The organism is Microcystis sp. MC19, assembly GCF_003019735.1.
In the GTDB taxonomy this organism is placed as follows: domain Bacteria; phylum Cyanobacteriota; class Cyanobacteriia; order Cyanobacteriales; family Microcystaceae; genus Microcystis.
The window spans coordinates 1912445-1936158 of record NZ_CP020664.1 but is presented as its reverse complement, the minus strand read 5'-3'; the positions used below and the strand labels follow the sequence as shown (position 1 = coordinate 1936158).

Below are 23714 nucleotides of genomic sequence, written 5' to 3'. Positions count from 1 at the left end.
AGTCCAGGTATAGGCTACATATCAGGACAGGCAAAAGGGGGAATAGATAATCAGTTTTTAATAACCGGATTTAGTATTAAGACTTTTTCTAAGCTTAACCTGCTTTTTGCCTTACTCAAATTGGCCAAGTAGAAGACTCATTTCGTTAACAACATTCTCACTTGCCTTTAACGCTTCTTTTCTAATTGCTTGAATTTCGGTCATACTTTTTGCTATTCTCTGCTGTTCAGATTGGGGTGGAATAGGCACTAAAACTTTAGACAAATCATCTACTAAAATAGTAGGAATAGCATGACCTGTCATGTACCTTTTAATCTGACGCAAAAAAAAGTCTGTTCGCATATATACTAATAAAAACAAAGGCTCGACTCCCTGAATATTTCTTAATACCGAAAATCCATTTGAGCAAATTGCTCCGTCTTCATCTTCCGTGATTAGGGCTGTTGCTTGGCGTGGTGTTCCTGTACTTGCTCCTGAAATTGCTGTAATAATATCGCCTTTGTACAATCTATAAGTTGCGCGAGATGGGGCCTCGTGTGCCTTAATTATTTGTTGAGAAACAACTTGCATTGTACGATAATCAACATCGGAAATAGCAATATATCTAATTTCACTGTCCCTAGATAAACGAAAATCAGCCGCAGCTCTCAAAATATCGGCAATTTCACCTAAAGGTTTCGCCCCAATAGATTTTAGATGTTCTAATAATTTTTGGTCATTGGGTAAATAATGTTCGGCATCCAGTCTCGAATTGAGCAGGGTATTCTTAACTGTATAAATACAATCGCTGTTTTGTGCAAATTCGCCATTGATAAATGACCTAAAAGAGTGAGAAATATCATCTATATCATCGTCAACTATTGGCAAACCTGATTTTTTTCGGGCTATAACTCCCGACTTGTTGCGCTTATATATTGTTTGTCCTTTAACGTCATAGCCTATTTTTTTGATTTGTGCCATAAAACAAGAATCATTGTTTGCTGGTAATTTTTGAACCACCAAAAGTGATGTCTTGATTCCAGTGCCGTAGGGTACAAAGGCTTCCGGCGGTATGGAAACAACACCTAATATTTTTGTTTGGGAGCGCAACCAATGCCGAATCGGTCCATTAGAGATATTTTGTAATAAACCATCGGGCAGAATAATCGCCATGCGTCCACCTGCCCGCAATAATTTTATAGATTTCTCAATAAATAAAATATCGGGCGACTGACCGGCTAAAATGGTTGGGGAAACTTCCCAACCATTGGACGCTGATTTATGCCATTTCCGGGCAAGAATATATGATTGAAGAATTTTCTGGTCTTCTACTTTGCCTTTATTTCCGAAAGGAGGATTGGTCAAGATAACATCAAAAGAATTATTGAATTTTTCATCTTCGATAAGCGCATTAGTACAGATAATTTCTGAACCTGTGCCACCTTCAAAAACTAAACGAATCATTCCCGAAAGGGCGACATCGGGATTAAATTCAATTCCTGTAATACTTTCTTGCACAAAACTTGCTATATCGAACTCTGGATTATTTTGTCGAACATGGTTTATTGCTTGAATTAAAAAACCACCACTTCCGCAAGCAGGATCTATAATTTTTTCCTTTGGTTTGGGGTCTATCATTTCAACCGCAAGGCGTACAATTGGGTGAGGGGTAAAAAATTCTCCCCTATCTCCACGCTGGTGTCTATTTACAAAAGTCTGGAAGGCTTCCCCTTTTATATCGCCAGATGTTTTAGTTAAATTAATGTACTGTAACCTGCCTACAATATAAGCAAGAGTCAAAGGTTTTAACTTGAATGTGTCATCGGTGAAAAATCCCCGATAATGATTCTTGATTGAGGTAAATAATTGACTGAGACGCGACATAAATTCATCGGACTTATTGGCTACGATGGCTTTATATTCACTTGCTGTAACGCCAAAATTTACAGATTGCTTGGCAGATTTTTCGTCATGAAGTTTGATGATGATTAGTTTAACCATCTCGTGAAAAATCTTGTCTTTGAGCATTCCTTCGTTGGCGTAAATATAATTATGGCACTCTTCAAAAACTGCGGAAAGATTGTTAGAAGGTCGTAATTCCTGAATTTGCGGGAGTTTTTCAGGTAACAGGCTGTCTTCGGAAAATAACAATCCTTGCTCTTTCATTTACTGCGCTTGATTTGAACGTTTCTGGTTGCGGGTTGTTGAATAGATAGAATATTTTTAGCCTTGACTGCATTCCCAGCAAACCAGTCTTTTAGTGGACAGAGATAATCGCCATCTTGATTAAACAAGAACTTGCCACTATACCTGATTATAGAATATAAATTAGAGGATGTCAAGAGATAAAAAATTCAGTTTAATGTTAACCAAAGTGAGTAAAAAAAGCTGAGAGATTGTTTAGGGCAGAAATCTTGAGGGATTATATCAAAACATTGAGGAAGACTGAATAAATTCAGTCATGCTCTCCTGTTATTTTGGTAAAATTGTTTAGCCTTTTGATCAGGTGGGTGACACTCACCTGATTTATTTTTAGCTATACATTAAAACGGAATAGTAAAACATCACCCTCTTGAACAATGTATTCCTTGCCTTCACTTCTGACTAAACCTTTTTCTTTGGCTGCGCTCATCGTGCCACTATTAACTAAATCCTGATAAGACACAGTTTCCGCACGAATAAAACCCCGTTCAAAATCCGAGTGAATAACTCCGGCTGCCTGGGGTGCTTTCATCCCAGAAATAATCGTCCATGCGCGGGTTTCTTGGGGACCAGTGGTGAGATAGGTACGCAGTCCTAATAACTCGTAGGTAGCTTTAATTAAAGATTTTAATCCCCCTTCTTCTACTCCTAAAGAACCAAGAAAATCTTTTCTTTCTTCCTCCGACAATTCCACTAATTCCGATTCTACTTGAGCAGAAACGATCACAACTTTTGCCTGTTCCTGTTGGGCAATTTGACGGACACTTTCTACCCAATCGTTACCCGTGGCCAGATCATCTTCGCTCACATTAGCGGCATAAATAATCGGTTTACGACTCAATAAACCGAGATTTTTAATTAATTCTTCTTCCTCTTTGCTTAAATCCACTTTTCGCGCCGAAATACCGTCATTAAGACAAATTAGGATTTTTTCAAGGATAGCCAATTCTTCGGCGGCTTCCTTGCTATTTTTCGCCTGTTTGCGTAAACGTTCCACCCGCTTCTCGACCTGTCCCAAATCCGCTAGAGCTAACTCTAGATTAATCACCTCGATATCCCGGGACGGATCCACGGAACCGGAAACATGAATAATATCATCATTATCAAAACAGCGCACCACATGAACGATCGCGTCCACTTCCCGGATATTAGCCAAAAATTGATTACCCAATCCTTCCCCGCGACTCGCACCCTTAACTAATCCGGCAATATCGACAAATTCAATCCGCGTCGGCACGATTTTCTCAGAATTAGAGATTTTAGCCAAAACCTCCAGACGTTCATCGGGGACGGATACCACACCCACATTCGGTTCGATGGTACAAAAGGGGAAATTAGCGGCCTCGGCCTTGGCATTAGCCACCAGAGCGTTAAATAGGGTCGATTTACCCACATTTGGCAGTCCCACGATTCCAGCTTTCAACATAAAAATTGCTTGATAAACATCATCCCGACCTCTCACTATATCAGGCTGCCTCTCGTTTTTGTAAATCCAGTTGATGAGAAAGACGGTGGATAGTTAACAGCTTAGTTAACATTTATTCAAGTTCCTTAACTAAAAGTAGGCGAGATTTTACAAGAGATTGCGAGAATGGGATGTAATGCTTGAGACTGAGTTAGGGTGAAGAGTAGGAAAGAATACACCTGTAGCACTGGGCAAAATTATGGCAAGACAGGCCTTTCACTTCTAAATACGTCCTGAGAGTAATTTTCAGTGCTATGACAGTATATTTCCCAAGGGCGATCGAGTGTAAATATCGTCCAATCGCCGCAACTAATCACTAAATCATTGTTGGGGGTATCTGTATGAATCAAAGTATCGGAGCAAACACCCGTAATGTGGCCCTTGTCGGCCCCTACTCCAGTGGAAAAACCTCCTTACTGGAAAGTTTACTTTTCGTAACAGGAGCGATCACCAGAAAAGGCAAAATCAGCGATCGCAATACCGTTGGTGATAGTTCCACGCAAGCGCGGGATCGACAGATGAGTGTAGAAGTTTCCGTTGCCCACAGTCAATACCAAGACCTAAATTTTACCTTTCTCGATTGCCCCGGTTCGATCGAATTTGCCAGTGAAACCTATAATGCCCTCGTCGGGGCCGGTGCTGCTATTATCGTTTGTGAACCGGTGGTCGATCGAGTTCTCACCCTGGCTCCCTTGCTAAAATTCCTCGATGATTGGGAAATTCCGCATCTAATCTTCATCAACAAGATGGATCGCTGTAATAGTCACTTTAACGAAGTCCTACAAGCTCTCAAATCCGTCTCCAGTCGTCCCCTCGTTCCCCAACAATATCCTATCCGTCAGAACAACGAAACTATCGGATTTATCGATTTAATCAACGAACAGGCTTATCATTACCATGCTAACAGTCCCGCCGATCCTGTACCTTTACCCGACCACCTCAAGGAAGAAGAACAGATCGCTCGACAAGAAATGCTAGAAACGATTGCCGAATTTGATGATCATCTTTTAGAAGAACTCCTCGAAGATATTAACCCCTCCCGGGAAGAAATTCTCCAAGACTTAAAACAAGAACTGGGAGCCGATCAGATAGTACCCGTGTTCTTTGGTATGGCGGAACGGGACTATGGTGTGCGTCATCTCCTCACCGCTTTAGTGGAAGAAGCGCCGGCCCCGACAATTACCGCCAATCGTCGCGGTCTCGATCCCAGTGCGGATGGGGACGCAGTGGTACAAATCCTCAAAACCTATTTTACTCCCCAGGGCGGTCGCCTCTCCCTAGCGCGAATCTGGCAGGGAACCCTTAACGATGGCATGGCCTTAAACGGTGTGCGGATTGGTGGTATCTATCGTCTCATGGGACAACAACAACAACCCCTACAGCAGGCCCAAGCGGGGGAAATTGTCGCTCTCGGTCGTTTGGAAGGAATCGGCACCGGAGACGTGGTGAGCAGCGGCAGTCAAAAACCCGACCTTCCCAAAGGATTACAGCTTAAACCCGTCTTTGCTCTAGCTATTGCCGCCGTCAATCGCAAGGATGAAGTTAAATTAAGTTCAGCTTTGACAAAACTGATCGAAGAAGATCCCTCCCTCTACTGGGAACAACACGGCGACACTAAAGAAGTGATTCTCTGGGGACAGGGAGAAATTCATCTACAAGTGGCCCTCGATCGCCTAGCACGCAAGTATAATCTACCGATGACCACCCATTTACCCCAAGTTCCCTACAAGGAAACGATCAAGGCCAGCACCAAATCCCACGGACGCTATAAACACCAAACCGGCGGCCACGGTGCTTTTGGTGATGTGTATCTCGATATTAAACCCTTGGCCCGGGGGGAAGGTTTCCACTTCCATGAAAGCATTGTCGGTGGTGTTGTCCCCAAACAGTATATCCCCGGGGTGGAAACGGGAGTGCGGGAATATCTCGGTCATGGTCCTTTGGGTTTCCCCGTGGTGGATATTGATGTCACCCTCACCGATGGTTCCTATCACAGTGTCGATAGTTCCGAACAAGCTTTTAAACAAGCGGCCCGTCTAGCGATGACGGAAGGACTGCCTAAATGTCATCCGGTCTTATTAGAACCCATTCTATCGGTGACGGTTCTCGCTCCCTCAGAATACACCGCCAAGGTTTTACAGTTAATCAGTGGTAAACGCGGTCAAATTCAGGGTTTTGAAGCTTCTGAGGAGTGGAAAGGTTGGGATCAGGTGACGGCCTATCTACCCCAAGCGGAAATGCACGATTTGATCGTTGAATTGCGTTCTTTGACTATGGGTGTCGGTTTCTTCCGGTGGGATGAGGATCACCTGCAAGAAGTGCCGGATAAACTGCGCGATGCGGTTTTAGCCATGCAGGGTAATGGTAACAAGTAAGGTCTTCTTGGCTGTCACTAAAGTAGAGCGATAAATTACCGAGAGATGGGCTTTTATTGGCTCATCTCTCCCTTTTCTGGCAAAAAATGAGAGAAGGGTTCGATAAAATTAGCCTAGTGCTATACTGCCCCAAATTAGTCTCGGAATTCTCAACTTAACCTCATGAATTTATCTACTCTGATCTTAGTCGCCCTCGGTGCAGGAATTGTTTTCGGTGCGCTGCTGAATGGTTTTTTTCCTGCCCTAATCCTACCCTTAGACGACTATATTCTTGCGCCAGTGGGACAGGTTTTTCTGCGCTTAATTCAATTTGTAGTGGTTCCGATCGTTTTTTCTTCTCTTATTTTAGGATTAACCCGGGTACAGAATGCGGCGCGGATCGGTAGATATTTACTCAGATTGATGACTGGCTATCTGCTAACCAGTACACTTGCTCTGTTAATCGGCATGGCGACGGCGTTGCTATTAAAACCGGGGATAGGTTTAGAGGGATTTGCCACTAATGCCGCCATGACCACCAATACACCAGTATCCTTGAGAGATTGGCTGATTAGCTTGATTCCGGTTAATCCCCTAGAAGCTCTTACCGGGGGCAATCTTTTACAGGTAATCGTGACGGGAGTTTTATTTAGTATCGGCATCGGACTGGCCAAAGAGGGGGCAAAACCTTTTATTCTGTTGATAGACAGTCTTTATCTAATCAGCGAGAGAATCCTATCGGTGATTCTTTATCTAGCACCTGTGGGGGTATTTGCTCTGATTGCTTCGGTTATCGCCACTCAGGGGTTAGAATTAGTGGCGAGACTTTTTTTCTATGTTTTTGGTCTGTTTTTGGCCAGCACCTTGATGATTGGGGTGTATGTTTTGCTCCTTTTTGCCCTCAAAGGAGAACCTCGACGCTTTTTTGCCTCTTTATCGGAGTCTTTATCCTTAGCTTTCGGTACTGCTAGTTCTAACGCCGCTTTACCCGTAGTTTTGCGGGAAATTCAAGAATACGGTTTACCCGAAGATATCGCCAGTTTCGCTATTCCCTTGGGAACGGTACTAAAACGCGATGGTTCGGCAATTTTACAGGGATTTAATGCTCTTTTTATCGCTCAGGTTTACGGAGTTCCTTTAAGTCCCTCTTTGTTATTAGCGATCGCATTGAGTGGTTTATTGGTTTCTTTTAGTACCCCGGGTGTACCGGGCAGCGCATTAATTACCATGACTACCGTATTATCGGCGGCGGGTTTACCATTAGAGGGGGTGGCTTTAGTTGCAGGGGTCGATCGCTTGACCGATGGCTTTAAAACCGTGTTAAATGTGATCGGTAATACAGTTAATGCTATCCTGCTCAATTACTGGGAATTAGGAGAAAAGGAAAAATCCCTAGAATCAAAAAACTAGCCTCACCTAGCCACGGCAGAACCCTCGTAGAATTTGGACAAGGGGCAAAGTTTAATAGGGAATAACTGAATAGGCCGCCAGCTTGTTAGAGTATTGGGAGTAATTTTGAGCGAGCGATGATATTACAGCCTTTCCTTTCTTCCGCTTGGAGTTTTAATCTTCCCCTGTTAGCCTCGGCAGCTACGGCCGAAACTGCCGATAGTGCCTTAGTTTTAGCCTGCGTGCTGCTGAGTTTGACCGTTATTTATTTCGCCTGTAAACTGGGGGGGGAAATATGCGTCCGATTCAACTTGCCTCCCGTGTTAGGAGAATTAGTCGGTGGGGTGATTATCGGGGTTTCTGCCCTAAAATTACTGGTTTTTCCAGAAGGAGGGGCGGGATTCGAGGATTCTCTGTTAATTAACTTCCTAGAATCCACTTCCCCCCTCACCCCGGAGGAATCTCCCGCCGTTTTTAGCGCTGCTAGTGAGGTGATTTCCGTCCTCTCGGAATTGGGGGTAATTATCCTGCTGTTCGAGATCGGTTTAGAATCGGACTTGCAGGAATTAATTCGCGTCGGTCCACAGGCAGCCGCTGTGGCAGTGGTGGGGGTTGCGGTTCCCTTTTTGGTGGGTACTTTGGGTTTAATCTATATCTTTCATCTGGCCACCATTGCCGCTATTTTTGCCGGGGCAGCTTTAACCGCTACCAGTATCGGCATTACCGCCAAGGTTTTAGCAGAAATAGGGCAGTTATCAGCGAAAGAAGGTCAAATTATCATCGGGGCAGCGGTTCTCGATGATATTCTCGGTATTATCGTTCTCGCCGTCGTTGCTTCTTTGGTGAAGACTGGAGAAGTGCAAATTAGCAAAGTAATTTATCTAGTTATTAGTTCTAGCGCTTTTGTGGTCGGGGCGATCCTGATCGGTCGTTTTTTAAGCCCCTTTTATGTTCAATTAGTTAATAGCATGAAAACTAGGGGACAATTGCTCTTAGTTTCCCTGATTTTCGCCTTTATTCTTGCCTATATTGCCCAAGTTATTCAATTAGAAGCGATTCTCGGTTCCTTTGCTGCGGGCCTGGTTCTAGCGGAAACGGAAAAGCGATCGGAATTGGCAGAACAAGTGTTCCCGATCGCCGATTTATTCGTACCGATATTTTTCGTCTGTGTGGGGGCAAAAACCGATTTAAGTGTGCTTAATCCCGCTATTCCCAGCAATCGAGAAGGATTAGTCTTGGCCGCTTTCCTAATTGTCGTCGCTATTTTGGGTAAAGTGGTGACGGGGTTAGCCGTTTTCAGTAAGGAAAAACTCAATCGCTTGGCGATCGGAGTTGGCATGATTCCCCGGGGTGAAGTGGGTTTAGTCTTTGCCGGAGTCGGGGCCGCTAGTGGTGCTTTATCCCCCGCTACCGATGCGGCCATTATTATGATGGTGATCTTGACCACCTTTGTCGCTCCGCCTCTGTTAAGGTTAGTATTTAAAGAACCCACCGCCAATCCTCAATCAGTGAGCAGTGAGCAGTGAGCAGTTACCAGTGGTAGTGTTAAGTTACCAGTAGCAGTGTTAAGTGGCACTAACAGTGCCGTCTTTTCATTGATAACAAGGGCCGAATCTAAATCCTAATTTGTTAAGCTAAAAGCTTTCATGGACTTAGTTTCTAACCTTATTTTTAGGTAGGAGAATTGCCAGATTCTTTTTTGGAGCCTCTTGCCTATTACCTTCAGAAGCTGATAACTGATGACTGATAACTGATCACTGATAACTGATCACTGATAACTGATCAGAAACATAGCAGACCATCTCAACGTCCCATAAGCTTGTTTTTATAGATAGTTATTCTCAGGGCATTAAGGGAGCTATGGATGGCAAAAAATCGACAAAATCGTCCATTTTTACCGAAAAAAGGTAATTGATAACTGAGGAACGGGAGCATCGATCATGAGATTTCATTGGTTATTCCTAAGCGCATTAACTTGGTTGCTGGTGGCGGCCCCTGCTTGGGCAGGCAAGCTCGTCTTTTGGCGATTCGATACCAATGAGAATCGTCTGGTGTTCACCACCGACAATCGAGTGCAACCGCGAGCGCAAATGATCACTAACCCCACCAGGATCGTGATCGATCTGCCCGGGATCAGGTTAGGGCAACCCAATATTAACCGGCCCATTGGCAATATCGTCAGAAGTGTCCGTATCGGTCAATTTGATGCGGAAACTACCCGTTTAGTGATTGAGTTAGCCCCCGGCTATACCGTCGATCCTCAACAGGTAAAAATTCGCGGGATTTCGCCCACCCAATGGACAGTGGAACTGCCGGAACCGCAACCGATTAGTGAGCAAACAGAACCACCCGTCACCCCCGATCCCAGTCCTCCCCCCGATCGCGGTTCCACCCGTCCCACTCCCCCACCCCCAGTTAGTCGGACGGACAACAACGATGATTTTCAGGTGACTCGCAATGGTCTTTTTGTCCGTTTAGAGCAAAATGGTGATGATCGATCGATCCGCAGTCAACGCAGCCGGGACGGCAAAAAAATCGAATTTGAATTACCCGGGGCCACTTTACCCAGCAGTCTCACCGGTCAAACTATCCCCGTCAATCGCTATGGGGTCGGTGATATTCAATTCAGTCAAACTGCCAATCAACAGGCTAAGATTTCCCTAAGCGTTAATAGGGATAGTCCTGATTGGCAAGCTCTCTATAGTCGTTTTGGTGGCTTGGTTTTACTGCCCAGGGGCGGCATGAGTTCCGTGGATAATATCTCCTCACCTCCCCCCACTCAGGCCAGCAATCCCAATCCTCGCCCCAATAATCCCCCCCCGAAAACTGCCAATAATCCCCCTTCTAGCAGTCGTTTGGCCACGATCTCCTCGATCGATCTGACGGGTAATAACGCTCGCCTGTTAATTCGCGCGGATTTACCCCTAAAAGCTAACGGCAGTGTTAACCGGGATGGGGTCTATGAACTACGCATCGAAAATGCTAAGTTAGCCGAGTCTTTTCGAGGTCCGCGCTTTGGTCGCTCTAGTCCCATCTATCAATTGCGCGTACGTCAGGAAAGTGTTAATAAGGTGCTGATTTTGGTACAGACCGCGGCAGGATTTCAATTCGGTCGCCTCAATCAGTCGGACGGTCAAACCCTAGCCCTAGAATTGCTTTCCTCCCGCAATTCTAGCCCCGTTTCTCAGGTTCCTGACTCCACCACTATTCCCGTCCCTTTACCCCCAGATACGGGGCAATTTAACCCGCATCTGCGCCCCTCTAACCCCACCCCTAATCCCCCCCAACAACGCAATAGCCGCTTTCTAGTGGTGATCGATCCTGGCCACGGTGGCAAGGATCCGGGGGCGATCGGAATTGGTGGCCTTCAGGAAAAAAACGTGATTCTGCCCATTTCCCTAGAAGTTACCCGCATTCTGCAACAACAGGGCATCGATGTGCGTCTAACTAGAGATAGCGATTTCTTTGTCACCCTGCAAGGGCGCACGGATATGGCTAACCGGATCGATGCCGATCTATTTGTCAGTATCCACGCTAACTCTATGGGGAAAGCACGACCGGATGTCAATGGCATAGAGGTGTATTACTTCGGTGATCGCCGTTTATCGGACACCATCCATCGCAATATTGTCCGCAGTGTCGATATGCGCGACCGGGGGGTGCGTCGGGCCCGTTTCTATGTGCTGAGAACCTCGAGAATGCCCTCTACCCTGGTGGAAGTGGGTTACGTTACGGGCGCTGAGGATGCTGCTAAATTAGCCAATGCCAACTTTCAACGACAAATGGCGGCGGCGATCGCTGGGGGGATTATTGAATATATTCAACGAAATCTCCGTTAATGGTTAAATGATTGGAGCATTAGTTTACTGATCAAAAAATCCGTGTTTTAATATCATCAAATAAAGCTATTTTAGATGAGCGTTTTCCTCGATATCTATGAGAGAATCACAATTTAGTCCGATTGGTGTGTTTGATAGTGGTGTGGGTGGACTGACCGTTTTAAGGGAGTTGTATAAACAACTGCCCCAAGAATCGATTCTCTATTTCGCTGACACCGCTAGACTTCCCTACGGAACCCGTTCTAAAGGAGAAATTATCGAATTTGTCCTGCAAATTCTCACTTGGATGAGCGATCGCCAGGTGAAAATGGTGATTATGGCCTGTAATACCAGTTCTGCCTTGGCTTTAGAAGAAGTGCGGGCCGAATTTAAAGATTTACCGATTTTGGGGGTAATTTTGCCCGGGGCAAAAACTGCCGTTGAAAAAGGAAAGCGCATTGGTGTGATTTCTACCCCGGCTACGGCTAAAAGTAATGCCTATAAACAAGCTATACAAGAAATCGATCCTACTGCCCAAGTTTGGCAAATTCCCTGTCCTGAGTTTGTACCTTTGATCGAGGCTAACCGCATTTTTGACCCCTACACCACACAAGTGGCTAGGGAATATCTTCAGCCTTTACTGGCAGAAAATATTGATACTCTGGTCTATGGTTGTACCCATTATCGCCATCTTTCCCCGGTTTTACGTCCTCTTTTACCTAGTTCCGTGCGCTTGGTAGATCCCGCCGCTGCCGTTGTCCGAGCGGCGGAAAAAGAGCTAGAATTATTAGGACTAAAAAATCCCGAAACACCCCTACCTACTAACTTCGCAGTTAGCGGTGATCCTGACACTTTTGCCCGTTTATCTCGTCAATGGCTAGGTTTTTCTCCCAGGGTAGAAAAGGTTTATTTACCCGTCCCCGTTTTATAACCCTTAGCCTTTTCCGTGAGCAGTTATCAGTGAGCAGTTATCAGTGAAAAGACAGCAGGAAACTGCTATTTACATCCTTTCTCGTCAAGGTGAAGCACGGACACTAATAAGTAAGCTAAGACGCATTTAAAGTGCTTATTCTTAAGATTAGCCGAATCTACCTCAATCCCTTTACTGTTGCCTCTTGCCTCTTGCCTTTTGCCTATCTTCACTAGGAAATTAATTCTGCACGACTACTTACAATGATTTGCCCATGACTGGGAAAATAATAGTAACTCTGTATTTTGCAATGTTGGCAAAACCAGTTGTTTTCGTCAAGACTGCCAATATTAATACAGTAATTTTTCCCAGAGGGAAGTCAGTGTGTTAATTCAGTTTTGGGAAAGTTTTAGATTTATTGGGGGTTTCCCTGATTTGTACCCAGTAACGGGGGAGCGGAAATTCTTGTAATCCCTCCTACAGCACAGGTTATGGACTTTTGTCAACCTAGAAAGAGGCGGTTGGCAGAAGGCAGGAGGGAAAAGTACCACTGACTGGAAAGAGGGTGTAGGGTGTCGGCTTCGGCCGTGATCTCAGGCTTCGACGGTGAGACCAGCCGAACTGCCGAACGGGTGTAGGATGTAGGGAAGGAAGCCTCTTTCATCTGTGGGGGTGAAAATTTTTTCATCGGGACTGACTAGATTATACTCTGTCTGATTGATTCTATCCAAGATTTGAAGGCAATTCGGACATTCAATTGTTTCATTTAAAAGAGCGAGCTTGAGGAAAATTGTCTGAGCAATTTTTTGGTAATTGACCCCTGTACATTGGGTAAATCGAGGAGTTGATCAAAATCTATCCAGATAACCCACCTCCTCTTATGTACTGCTATTGTACCATTCTGACACAGAACCTAGAAGAGCCGATGATGATTGCCTGACCTAAGATCACATTTTATCCTTTTTTCGACTTCCCTCTAAAAATCGAGAAAAAGGCAAAGCCCCTGATTCTACCATAAAAAAATTATGCAAGAGGTCTATTCTTCCCACTCCCCCACTTCCCACTTCATAATTCATAATTCCCTCTCCCAACCCCTTTTTCCTTTTTACTTGATATAATGCCCTATTTTGACCCCGTAACCTCGGTTTATATTCATATTCCTTTTTGTCGTCGGCGCTGTTTTTACTGTGATTTCCCGATTTTTGTCGTCGGTAATCACACCAATCCGGCGACTTTTCCCCCTGTGGTGGAGTATGTGGAAATATTACAAGAAGAAATTAGCCTTAGTCAGGGGACGGGGAAACCCCTAGAAACAATTTTTTTTGGGGGGGGGACTCCTTCCCTGTTACCGGTGGAATTATTAGGATCAATTCTGGATACTTTAGCCAAAAAGTTTGATTTTGCGGCCGATATAGAGATTTCTATGGAGATTGATCCGGCTACCTTTAGTTTAGAACAATTACAGGGTTATCTTAGCGCCGGAGTTAATCGGGTTAGTTTAGGAGTACAGGCTTTTCAAGAACCATTATTACAGGTTTCTGGTCGATCGCATAATGTTAAGGATATCTATCAGGCAGTGGAATTAATTCAGGGATTGGGAATAGTTAACTATAGTTTGGATTTGATTTCGGGATTGCCACAACAAACCCTGACAGATTGGGAAAATTCCCTAGAAAAAGCGATCGAACTGCAACCGGCCCATCTTTCCTGTTACGATTTGGTCTTAGAAGCGGTTACTCCTTTCGGTAAACAGTATCAACCGGGGAAAAAACCCTTACCCGATGATGAAACCACGGCAAAAATGTATGTTTTAGCCGGTGAAAAACTAGCTTTAGCCGGTTATCAACATTACGAAATTTCTAACTATGCCAAACCGGGTTATCAATGCCGACATAATCGAGTTTACTGGGAAAATCGTCCCTATTACGGTTTTGGTATGGGGGCTGCTAGTTATCTTCATCAACAACGTTTTACCCGTCCGCGCAAAAGTCGCGACTATTTCGCTTGGGTAAAAGAAGGCTGTCAGATTGACGTGGAGAAAAATAGTTTTATCGATGATCTTCTCGAAACCTTAATGCTAGGGTTAAGGTTAGGGTCAGGGGTGAGTTTACCCGCCATTGAAGCTAATTTTGGTTCGGAAATCAAAAAAGCAATTTTAGAGGTCTTAGAGCCGCATGAACAGCGTAATCTAGTAATAATTGAGGGGGATACCAGGGTAAGATTAAGCGACCCCGAAGGTTTTTTGTTTTCTAATCTAGTTTTAACCGATTTATTTGATCGCTGGCAATAGTCAGAAACTATATTTTACTGACGATAATGGATAGCTAACCAAATACAAGGGGGATTATTGCTAGTAAATTCGACGCGATGTTTTTGGTGAGGAGGAATTAGGAGATAATCCCCTGCTTGCAGATTAACTCGGCTGCCATCTTCATAACTAATCTCAGCGTATCCCTGTAATAAAATCACCCATTCAAAGTCAGATTGATCGTACCATTGACCCCGGGGAGTGGTTTGACCGGTGGAAATAATTCTTTCCAGACGAATAGCCTGACTTTGGGCCAGAATTTCCAGAATTTCTCGGTCAGGAATTAGTTCGGGTAAATCAAAAATTGAAGCTGCTGTCATTAGTTATTATCTCTTTCTGGATGAAAATCTTTAATCACCGTCGGTATTGCTGTTAAAATTTTCTCAACGATATGAGCAGGTGTATCTAGGTCAGAAACAACAATCCGAAGATCCGCTTCTGCATACAGTCCTCGTCTTTGTTCTAATAATAATTCTAGTTTACTTTCTAAATCAGTGGACTCCAACAAGGGACGAGAGGTATCTTGTTTTAAACGTTTAACCAAGACTTCTAGGGGAACATCTAACCAAATCATTAAACCGTGACGAAGATAACTCCAATTCATCGGTTTTAAAACCATCCCTCCCCCGGTGGCAATCACAGTTTTAGTCAGAGAGGATAATTCGGCCAAAACTTGGGTTTCTAACTCCCGAAAAGTCGCTTCTCCCTCGTCGGCAAAAATTTGCCTGATTTTCTTTCCCGCGACCCTTTCTATTAATATATCTGTATCAAAAAAACGATATTGTAACCGTCGGGAAAGCAACTCTCCCAGGGTGGATTTGCCGGCCCCCATCATTCCTAGCAAAAAAACACTTAATCCCCGTAAGGAGTTAAAATCCGTTGAATTGTCCATAGTTAAAATTTAGCTGAATGTAGTCCTCGCTACTCAGGGACGATGTTTTGATAAGCATTTAGGAGTAAAAACCCGCAGATGAAATCAGAAAATCTTCTCAGAACCCCCATTGACACCGACATCGTGTCAGAATCTGGATAACCATGATACCATCTTGGTAATTCATCGACAAAATCAGCTTGATTAATTTAATCAAGTGGTGTGGGGAGTGTGAACACAGGAGTCTAAAATTCATGTCCAATCAACCAGCAAACTTTCCGGGTAATAGAAATCAACTCAAACCGATTAAAGTCGGGGTTATCGGGGTCGGTAACATGGGACAACACCATAGTCGCATCCTGAGTTTGTTAAAAGACGTGGAATTCGTCGGGGTGGCCGATGTCAACGTCGAAAAGGGTCTGGAAACTGCCAGTAAATACCGAGTCCGTTTTTTTGAAAATTATTTAGACCTCTTACCTAGGGTAGATGCGGTTTGTATCGCTGTCCCCACCCGGTTACACCATCGAGTCGGGATGGACTGTCTGCAAGGGGGAGTACATACCTTGATCGAGAAACCGATCGCCGCTAGTATTAGTGAAGCGGAATCTTTAGTCAACGCGGCAGCCGATCACGATTGTATTCTGCAAGTGGGTCATATCGAGCGTTTTAATCCCGCTTTCCAAGAGTTATCGAAGGTCTTGAAAACCGAGGAGATTTTAGCGATTGAATCCCATCGCATGAGTCCCTATTCCCAACGCGCTAATGATGTGTCGGTGGTGTTAGATTTAATGATCCACGATATAGATTTAATTTTAGAATTAGTCGCCGCTCCCGTGGTGAAATTAACCGCTAGTGGTAGTCGCGCTGCCACTGATTCCGGTTATCTCGATTATGTCACTGCAACCCTTGGTTTTAGTAATGGAGTGGTGGCTAATTTAACCGCTAGTAAGGTGACTCATCGCAAGATTCGCCGTTTAGCAGCCCACTGTAAAAATTCTCTCACGGAAGCGGATTTTCTCAATAATGAAATCCTCATTCACCGGCAAACCACCGCTAACTATAGCACCGATTACGGTCAAGTTCTCTACCGTCAAGATGGTTTAATTGAAAAGGTTTATACTAGCAATATTGAACCCCTACACGCGGAATTAGAACATTTTGTTCATTGTGTGCGCGGTGGGGACCAACCTTCTGTCGGTGGGGAACAAGCTTTAAAAGCTTTGCGATTAGCTAGTTTAATCGAACAAATTGCCCTTGATGGTCGCGTTTGGCAACAATCGGACTGGAATTATCAATATCTTAATTCTCCCGTGATTACTGCTTCTTAATTGTTTTCACCCCGATTCTTTAAGTGAGAGAATTGGGGTGAGCAGTCAAAATTAGTTATCTGAAGAACTTTTTAAACATTTTTCTGAGGGTTTTTTCCCACACCATTGACTTTCACAGGGAACTCCATCATCATCTCCATCCATTTTGACATTGGGGCAATTTCCTGATAGGGGGACAAGCGAGCTAGAAGGTAGATAGAGCAAGCGATATAGCTCTTTGTCCCTTGATGTAATCCTTCAACCGATAGCGGCTAATTTGCATTAGCTCTTCTATATTTTTTGGGAACATTTGATGTAGCTGGAGCCAATGATAGAGATGTTGACCCACATAAAAACTGCTGTGTCTGCGTTGACCTTTATATCTTTTGGCTCTCCCAGCTTTGGTGGGTAAAATGTATTCTAAGATACATTTCTCAAGAGCGAGGGGGTGGAACGAACCACAAAGACACAAAGGACACAAAGATCGATCGATCCTATGTCAATTAAACTTATCACACAGAACCTAGAAGAGCTATCTTTTTTCAGGTCTTGTGACATATTTTTGGATTCCCATATCCTTAATTTTTTTACCTTGTAGTGTGGCACTTGTATACGCAATAGCTATAACAATTATCAGCTTTGATAGGTATTGCGGTGCTAATTGAGAACCTTCTAAGCTATACAGGGTAAGCTCATCTAATTTGGTATAAATTGTACTTGACAAAGATTTCTGAATAGGGTAATCAAATCGCCATAGCACCGTCCCGCACTGCCAGTACCCAGACTTAGCCGCTGCTACCTCTGTATAATTTATAATTAGCCTTAGTCTCACTGTTGTTGATGAAAATTAATGAGGAAATAGCTCATGGGTAAAGGTTTTGCTCCCGTTCTCCCCACCGGAAATAAAGCTCAACTAAAACCTGAGCTTCCTTTAACATCAATAAATGAAATTCAAGCTAGTTTATTGACTTATCTTCAAGATATTCCTGACCCAAGAGCGTCCCGAACCCAAAAACATTTATTAACTGATATTTTAGTCATTGCTGTTTTAGCAGTTATAGCAGGAGCCAAAGGTTGGGAAGACATGGAAAATTATGGACTCAGTAAGCAGTCTTGGTTATCTGAGTTTTTAGAATTACCTAATGGCATTCCTTCTGATGACACTTTTCGGCGGGTTTTTGAACGGATTAACCCGGAAGTTTTGGACAAAGTTTTGTCTCAATGGCTGCCCCATTTAATCGGTTCTCTTTCGGGGGAAATAGTTCCCATAGACGGGAAAAGTCTCAGAGGTTCTTACGACCGTAATCAAGGAATTAAAGCCTTGCATTTAGTGACGGCTTGGGCGGGGGAGCAGAAATTAGTTTTAGGACAAGTCAAGGTGGAAGATAAATCCAATGAGATTACTGCTATTCCCGCTTTACTAGAACTGTTAGACCTTCAAGGGGCAATTATCACCCTAGATGCTATGGGAACTCAAACGGCGATTATTAATCATATTCAAGCCAAAAAAGCTGACTACGTTGTCGCCCTTAAAGCTAATCATCCGACTCTTTATACTCAGGTCAAAAACTGGTTTGAGCAAGCTCAAGCACATCAATTTGATGGTATTCAATTTAGTTATGATTACCGTCTGGAAAAAGGTCATCATCGCCTCGAAAAACGTTGGTGTTGGGCTGTACCTTTAGAAGCTTTCGGCGGTCTTTATCAACAGGCTCAATGGCAAGGACTTCAAAGTATTATCATGGTTAAACGAGTTCGTCATCTTTGGAATAAAACCACTTGTGAAGTCCAATTTTATCTCAGTTCTCTCCCTGCTGATGCTCAAAAAATAGGTAATGCTATTCGTAAACATTGGGGCATTGAAAATCAGGCTCATTGGATTTTAGATGTTACTTTTAATGAGGATCAATGTCGGATTCGCTCTGGTCACAGCCCTCGTAATTTTGCCTTCTTGAGACGAGTAGCACTTAACGCTCTTAACCAGGAATCCACTTACCGACGTAGTCTGGCACAAAAAAGTAAACGGGCGGCCATGGATAATAACTATATGATGGCTGTGCTGAAAGCCTTTTGTCAAGCCTAATTGAGATGCTCTTACCCTGCTAAGCTATAGCCTCCCGACTTAAAATCTCGAAACATCTCTTCAATATCAAATCTTTTTTGATAGGCCATTATTGCTGTCTCTAAATCTTCAAAATTAGTCAAAATATATCAAGGTTCTTTTGTGGTAAAACCTCAGTAAGTTTTTTCCACTTACTAGCTAAGTTAAACGGTCTAAATCCCTGCTTTTTTGTAATATTTACATCATTCAAAAATAGTTGAGTTCCTGGACTTAGACCCAATCCCCTCATTTCTTGATAAACTACTTCCTCTGTCTTGACATTTCTGCTTTGTTTTTGTCTTAAAAAAAGTATACACTCTACTCGTGAAGCCACTTTCCAAGACTGACTGAGCAAAATTCTCTATCTCCTAACACCACGATTTTATGACCTGATAGCACCGTCAATATTTTTCCCAATACTCGCTGCTGTTCTTCGAGATTACTACTTCCTTTTTTATCTAATATTTCCCAATAGCTTGGCATGGCTCTCTTGTCATAAATTAGACTCACCATCAAGATATTAATTGCTCCGCAACTCGTCCAGTCTATGGCAATATATACTAATCCTTTTATTATGAATCTCTCCTGCTGTTTTAACATCTCTTTTAGGCAGAGAAACCAGATTTTTTCAATATTCAGAATTTCCAGCTTTAAAAATATTTTTAGTTTTTTTATCCGACTCTCAAACAGGATTGGTATTGGTAAGGCTTCCGCTAATATCTCTAACTTTGCTTGCTTCAATATTTGCAAGGTTCCAACTACCATTAACAACAGTAGATATCTGGCTCGCCCCAGTTCATTTTCTAACACTTTCTGGTATAATTCACTTATCATTTTTGTTCTCTAGGTCATATTTACTATATATGACCTATCTTTTTGGGGAGTCGATATCTGTATTCCATGCTACATAAGCTTTTCAGCTTGTTTGTCCCCCTGTCAGCTACTCACCCTCAGCAGGAAAAACCTATTTAGCAGAACTGCCTTGGGGTTATGAAGGAGAATGGGGACCTGGAATAAAAGCCTTAGTCATTAGCCTATACTACGGGGGCAACATGACCCAAGGCAAATTATTAGAGTTTTTAGAAGATATTGGCATATCCATATCAGTCGGATATCTATCGAACCTACTGATTAAAAACCAAGTGGAGTTTGAAAGCGAGAAAAATGAAGTATGTGCGTCAGGACTAGAGAGCAGTCATTGGCAACACTTAGACCAAACTGGTGCGCGGGTGGGTGGGGTGAACTATACCACTAATGTAATATGCAACCCTTTCTATACAATCTACTTGACCACTGCCAAAAAAGACAGATTGAGTGTAGTCAAAGTATTGCAAAATGCCCCAGAACTGGAGTTGATTCTCAATCAACTTACAGACAACTTACAAAGAGACTTTCCCAATCCCAACTAAATGGAAAAATGCTCTGAAACTATTACCTCAAGAAACTGTGTTGAGCGAAGCAGAGTTTAATGCCCTACTTGATACATATCTACCCAAACCAGGTTCTCAGCACCCGACTCGAATTATAGAAGCAGCAGCGATTGCTTTCTATCATCAACAAACTGATTGGCCAGTAGTGCAAACTCTGGTCTGTGATGATGCTCCCCAATTCAAATTACTGACTGATAATATTACTTTGTGTTGGGTACATGAGGGACGACATTATCAGAAGTTGACTCCTTCGTTTTCAGGAAATAGACCAACGTTTTGAGGCGATAGACCAACGTTTTCAGGAAATAGACCAAAGATTAGACAAACTCGACTATAAATCTGACACCTACGAAAAAGCCTCCGAGAAAGTGCTGAGATTAGCCACGACCTTTATTATCGCAGCCGCCACCGTAGCGGTTTTACCCTCGGCCTTTCAGGCAATCGGACCCCTATTAACCCAGATCATCGCCGCCGGCAATAACTAACTTGTGATCAAGACTTGACGATTGCATGGTATGATAAGGGTTTTGGAACTATTGTTTTAGGTCAAGATCATGGTGAAACGAATGCAGGTTATCCTCAATCAAAAAGTCAGCAAATTAGGTGAAAATGGCGATGTGGTGGAAGTGGCCCCCGGTTATGCGCGCAATTACCTTATCCCCCAAGGTGTGGCCGTTTTAGCCACCAAAGGCGCGATTAAACAGGCAGAATTTAGGAAAGAAAAAGAGCGTCAACGTCTCCTCGCCGAAAAACAAGAAGCGGAAACCAGAAAAACTGCGATCGAAAAACTCAGTCCCTACAGCATCCCTAAACAGGCGGGAGAAAATGAGGCAATTTTTGGTACTGTCACCAGTCAAGATGTGGCTACGGTTATTCTAGAAAATGCTAAATTAGAAATCGATCGCCGTGGTATTACCGTCCCCGATATCGGTCAATTGGGAGTCTATAAAGTACAAGTCAAACTCCATCCCGAAGTTAGTGCCGATATCGAAATTAAAGTAATCGCACAATAACAATTATCGGGTCATAGTTATCAGTAATCAGTGAAAACTTATCAGAGCAATTAACTAGCTGATGGCTGATAGCTAATAGCCATTCACATCTCAAAAACTATGACTCATCCCACGGATATAAAAACCCTAGCACGCTGGATGGCGGCGGATTTTAGTAATCAAGAACAAGCTTTTGCTAATCCGCCTTTTTTTGCCCATATTCGCGTGTGTATGCGTCCTCTACCCGATGAATTACTGGAGGGAACCAGTTTGTTTTTAGAGCAGGCCTACGATTTTATGCTCAATACTCCCTATCGTTTGCGAGTATTTAAATTGTCGGTAGTCGATGACCATATTGAACTAGAAAACTTTAAAGTTAAAGAGGAAGCTAACTTTTTTGGTGCTTCTAGAGAACCCCACCGTCTCAAAAATCTCACCTTAGACCTATTAGAACCGATGCCGGGTTGTGATATGAATGTCACCTGGACTGGTAACAGTTTTAAAGGGGTGGTGAAACCGGGTAAACAATGTTTAGTCTTTCGCAAAGATAAAATGACTTATTTGGATAATAGTTTTGAAATTAGTGAACGGGGATTAATTAGCGTTGATCGTGGTTTAGATCCCGAAACCGATCAATTAGTCTGGGGTTCGATCGCCGGTCCCTTTGAGTTTGTGCGTTGCGCCAGTTTTGCCGAGGAAGTATGAGAAAAATTCTTGGTTTTTAGCTATGAAAATCGCCACATGGAATGTCAACTCGATTCGCAGCCGACAAGAACAGGTAATTAACTGGTTACAACTCAATCCCGTTGAGGTTTTATGCTTGCAAGAAACTAAGGTAATCGATCGAGATTTTCCCAGAGAAGCTTTTGAATCTTTGGGTTATCATCTCTATCTCTCTGGACAAAAAGCCTATAATGGTGTGGCGATTTTTAGCCAAAAACCCCTGGAGGATATCACTGTGGGATTTAGTCCCATTATCGGCGAAAATTTAACGGGAGAACTGGACGAACAGAAACGGCTAATTACTGGAGTAATCGGCGATATTCGGATTATTAATCTCTACGTTCCTAACGGTTCTTCTCTAGATAGTGACAAATATATTTATAAGCTTAAATGGTTAGAAACTCTCAGGAAATATCTAGATAAAATAATTAATTCTCAACCCCAAGAATTATGTATCTGTGGTGATTTTAATATTGCCTTAGAAGATAAAGATATTTATGATCCCAAGGGCAAAGAAAATCATATTATGTCTTCAGCTAAAGAAAGAGAAGCTTTAGAAAAGGTCTTAGAAATTGGCTTACAAGATGCCTTTAGAAAATTCACCTCGGATCCAGGACATTATAGTTGGTGGGATTATCGCAGCGGTGGTTTTGCTCGTAACCGAGGTTGGCGAATCGATCATCTTTATTTAACTCCTCAGCTATACGAAAAAGCCGTTAATTGTCTGATAGATCGAGAACCCAGAAAACAAGAAAAACCTAGCGATCATACCCCTGTTATTCTGGAAATATCAAGCCAAAAATAGCTAAAGGATCAACCTAGACTTTGCACAGCCAGAATTTTGCTCTCTTAGCTTCCCTAAGTAGGGACTTTCACCTTGAGGATTTATTCGGTAACGAGAAAATGCTATGATTCGGGTTGAATTTACCAAGTTTATTAAATTATGCGTTCTCCCCAATTAATTGTTCTATTGCTCGGTTTATCCCTTCTCCCCGGCATCTCCCCCCCTTTGGTCAATGCTAATCCCTCGATAGTGCCAGTAAAACAATCGAGTAATCGCGATTGGGGACAAAAAATTAGCGAAGCGGAAATTAAAGCAATGATTCAAGACATTGAAACCGCTATTAAAGACAAAAATATCGCCCTAATCCTTAAACACTATGCCCCGTTTATTTCCTCGCAATTGACCATTAAAACCGATGCTAGTACCGAAATTTTTGAGTTAAATGGCATCACGGAACATAAAATATTTTTAGAGGAATCCTACAAAAATATTAAAAGTATAGAGGTTCTTTCTGAGAATTGGGACGTGGATATTCTTGCAAATAACGAGATGGCGATTATCACTCGCGAGCGGGTAGTCAATATTACCAACACCGAGGGTGATAACTATATAGTGGCATCGGCAGCGGTGGCTAAAGTCGCTCCCATCGACGGTAAATTGAGGATCTTTTCCATTCAAGAAACCGCCGAAGTGGGACGCAGACCAAAAAAATAATCAACCTCTCCGGTTGGGACTGGACCAACCCGACTCCCGCCGTCTTCGTCCCTCGATAAAACCGTCATCGTAGTCCCTAGAATTGCGCGGATTATCATAGCGGGCAAAGTTAAAACCGTCCTCTAGTCCGCGCTGAAATTCTTGCTCTGGTGGCACAAATCGATAACGTTGTCTATTATCCTGTACCGCCCGGTTGATTAACAAGGCCCCCGCTCCAATACCAACGGCCTCACCAAAGGTTAAAGACTTAGCATAATCGATGTTAATTGTCAAGAAAGTTGTTGTTAAAATTAAGGCTTTTCCCCAATGCTGACCCATAAAATCCTCCTTCAAAAAATCAAGTTGACAAAGAAACCATTACAGATAC

At 43.2% G+C, this 23714-nt stretch carries 20 protein-coding genes and 2 pseudogenes; 13 read left to right on the top strand and 9 right to left on the bottom strand.

Translation table 11 applies throughout. The features are described 5' to 3' along the window. Positions 1 to 111: 111 nt before the first annotated feature. Together B5D77_RS09830 and ychF are read right to left on the bottom strand one after the other, a co-directional pair. Entirely contained in the window at positions 112 to 2145 is a 2034-nt protein-coding gene (locus B5D77_RS09830; RefSeq protein WP_106908750.1) for an N-6 DNA methylase, read from the bottom strand. Between the two features lie 370 nt (positions 2146 to 2515). Then, positions 2516 to 3607 (bottom strand): redox-regulated ATPase YchF, encoded by a 1092-nt coding sequence (gene ychF, locus B5D77_RS09825; protein WP_043998458.1) that lies wholly within the window; start codon positions 3605 to 3607, stop codon positions 2516 to 2518. Between the two features lie 380 nt (positions 3608 to 3987). Here ychF and B5D77_RS09820 point away from each other — a divergent pair, with 380 nt between their 5' ends. From B5D77_RS09820 to murI, 5 genes are all read left to right on the top strand, one after another. Further along, positions 3988 to 6021, top strand: coding sequence for an elongation factor G (locus B5D77_RS09820; protein WP_106908749.1), 2034 nt, complete (start codon positions 3988 to 3990; stop codon positions 6019 to 6021). Positions 6022 to 6183: 162 nt separating this feature from the next. Continuing rightward, on the top strand, positions 6184 to 7410 hold the full coding sequence (locus B5D77_RS09815) for a dicarboxylate/amino acid:cation symporter (RefSeq protein ID WP_106908748.1): 1227 nt from the start codon (positions 6184 to 6186) through the stop codon (positions 7408 to 7410). 116 nt (positions 7411 to 7526) lie between these two features. Further along, complete coding sequence (locus B5D77_RS09810) at positions 7527 to 8915, top strand: cation:proton antiporter (protein ID WP_106908747.1); 1389 nt, start codon at positions 7527 to 7529, stop codon at positions 8913 to 8915. Between the two features lie 414 nt (positions 8916 to 9329). Further along, entirely contained in the window at positions 9330 to 11228 is a 1899-nt protein-coding gene (locus tag B5D77_RS09805; protein ID WP_008198169.1) for an N-acetylmuramoyl-L-alanine amidase, read from the top strand. A gap of 97 nt (positions 11229 to 11325) precedes the next feature. Continuing rightward, entirely contained in the window at positions 11326 to 12138 is an 813-nt protein-coding gene (murI, locus tag B5D77_RS09800; protein ID WP_008198171.1) for a glutamate racemase, read from the top strand. Between the two features lie 674 nt (positions 12139 to 12812). Here the strand turns inward: murI and B5D77_RS09795 are convergent. Continuing rightward, positions 12813 to 12982 (bottom strand): annotated as a pseudogene (locus B5D77_RS09795) (ISL3 family transposase); the annotation flags it as partial. A 252-nt stretch (positions 12983 to 13234) separates the two neighbouring features. Between B5D77_RS09795 and hemW the strand changes: the two are divergent. Then, positions 13235 to 14407, top strand: a complete 1173-nt coding sequence (gene hemW, locus B5D77_RS09790) for a radical SAM family heme chaperone HemW (RefSeq protein ID WP_106908746.1) — start codon at positions 13235 to 13237, stop codon at positions 14405 to 14407. Positions 14408 to 14421: 14 nt separating this feature from the next. Here the strand turns inward: hemW and B5D77_RS09785 are convergent, their stop codons facing one another. Beyond that, positions 14422 to 14745, bottom strand: a complete 324-nt coding sequence (locus B5D77_RS09785) for a cupin domain-containing protein (protein WP_008202507.1) — start codon at positions 14743 to 14745, stop codon at positions 14422 to 14424. After that, entirely contained in the window at positions 14745 to 15317 is a 573-nt protein-coding gene (locus B5D77_RS09780; protein WP_008202509.1) for a shikimate kinase, read from the bottom strand. The genes B5D77_RS09785 and B5D77_RS09780 overlap by 1 nt, the downstream gene beginning before the upstream one ends. A 233-nt stretch (positions 15318 to 15550) precedes the next feature. Here B5D77_RS09780 and B5D77_RS09775 point away from each other — a divergent pair, with 233 nt between their 5' ends. Then, entirely contained in the window at positions 15551 to 16624 is a 1074-nt protein-coding gene (locus tag B5D77_RS09775; protein WP_002791832.1) for a Gfo/Idh/MocA family protein, read from the top strand. A gap of 51 nt (positions 16625 to 16675) precedes the next feature. Here the strand turns inward: B5D77_RS09775 and B5D77_RS27690 are convergent. Continuing rightward, positions 16676 to 16786 (bottom strand): annotated as a pseudogene (locus tag B5D77_RS27690) (DNA-binding protein); the annotation flags it as partial. A 349-nt stretch (positions 16787 to 17135) separates the two neighbouring features. Continuing rightward, on the bottom strand, positions 17136 to 17327 hold the full coding sequence (locus tag B5D77_RS26245; RefSeq protein ID WP_216824551.1) for a hypothetical protein: 192 nt from the start codon (positions 17325 to 17327) through the stop codon (positions 17136 to 17138). 141 nt (positions 17328 to 17468) lie between these two features. On the opposite strand from B5D77_RS26245, the gene B5D77_RS09760 reads away from it, so the two are divergent. Then, the gene (locus tag B5D77_RS09760; RefSeq protein WP_254052976.1) at positions 17469 to 18686 is read left to right on the top strand and encodes an ISAs1 family transposase; all 1218 of its coding nucleotides are present in this window, start codon (positions 17469 to 17471) and stop codon (positions 18684 to 18686) included. A gap of 336 nt (positions 18687 to 19022) precedes the next feature. Here B5D77_RS09760 and B5D77_RS09750 read toward each other — a convergent pair whose 3' ends face one another. Beyond that, the gene (locus tag B5D77_RS09750; RefSeq protein WP_106908745.1) at positions 19023 to 19538 is read right to left on the bottom strand and encodes a hypothetical protein; all 516 of its coding nucleotides are present in this window, start codon (positions 19536 to 19538) and stop codon (positions 19023 to 19025) included. A 218-nt stretch (positions 19539 to 19756) separates the two neighbouring features. On the opposite strand from B5D77_RS09750, the gene B5D77_RS26590 reads away from it, so the two are divergent. The 5 genes from B5D77_RS26590 (at position 19757) to B5D77_RS09720 (ending at position 23347) form a co-directional block, all read left to right on the top strand. Further along, positions 19757 to 20113, top strand: a complete 357-nt coding sequence (locus tag B5D77_RS26590; protein ID WP_008202521.1) for a hypothetical protein — start codon at positions 19757 to 19759, stop codon at positions 20111 to 20113. Positions 20114 to 20688: 575 nt separating this feature from the next. Further along, complete coding sequence (gene rplI / locus B5D77_RS09735; RefSeq protein WP_008202527.1) at positions 20689 to 21147, top strand: 50S ribosomal protein L9; 459 nt, start codon at positions 20689 to 20691, stop codon at positions 21145 to 21147. A gap of 99 nt (positions 21148 to 21246) precedes the next feature. Next, positions 21247 to 21831, top strand: a complete 585-nt coding sequence (locus B5D77_RS09730; RefSeq protein WP_008202529.1) for a chromophore lyase CpcT/CpeT — start codon at positions 21247 to 21249, stop codon at positions 21829 to 21831. Between the two features lie 22 nt (positions 21832 to 21853). Beyond that, complete coding sequence (xth, locus tag B5D77_RS09725; RefSeq protein ID WP_106908744.1) at positions 21854 to 22654, top strand: exodeoxyribonuclease III; 801 nt, start codon at positions 21854 to 21856, stop codon at positions 22652 to 22654. Between the two features lie 138 nt (positions 22655 to 22792). Further along, entirely contained in the window at positions 22793 to 23347 is a 555-nt protein-coding gene (locus B5D77_RS09720) for a hypothetical protein (RefSeq protein ID WP_008202534.1), read from the top strand. Here the strand turns inward: B5D77_RS09720 and B5D77_RS09715 are convergent, their stop codons facing one another. Further along, a complete protein-coding gene (locus B5D77_RS09715) occupies positions 23348 to 23665 on the bottom strand; it encodes a hypothetical protein (RefSeq protein WP_002763627.1) in 318 nt (105 codons plus the stop codon). Between the last annotated feature and the right edge of the window lie 49 nt (positions 23666 to 23714).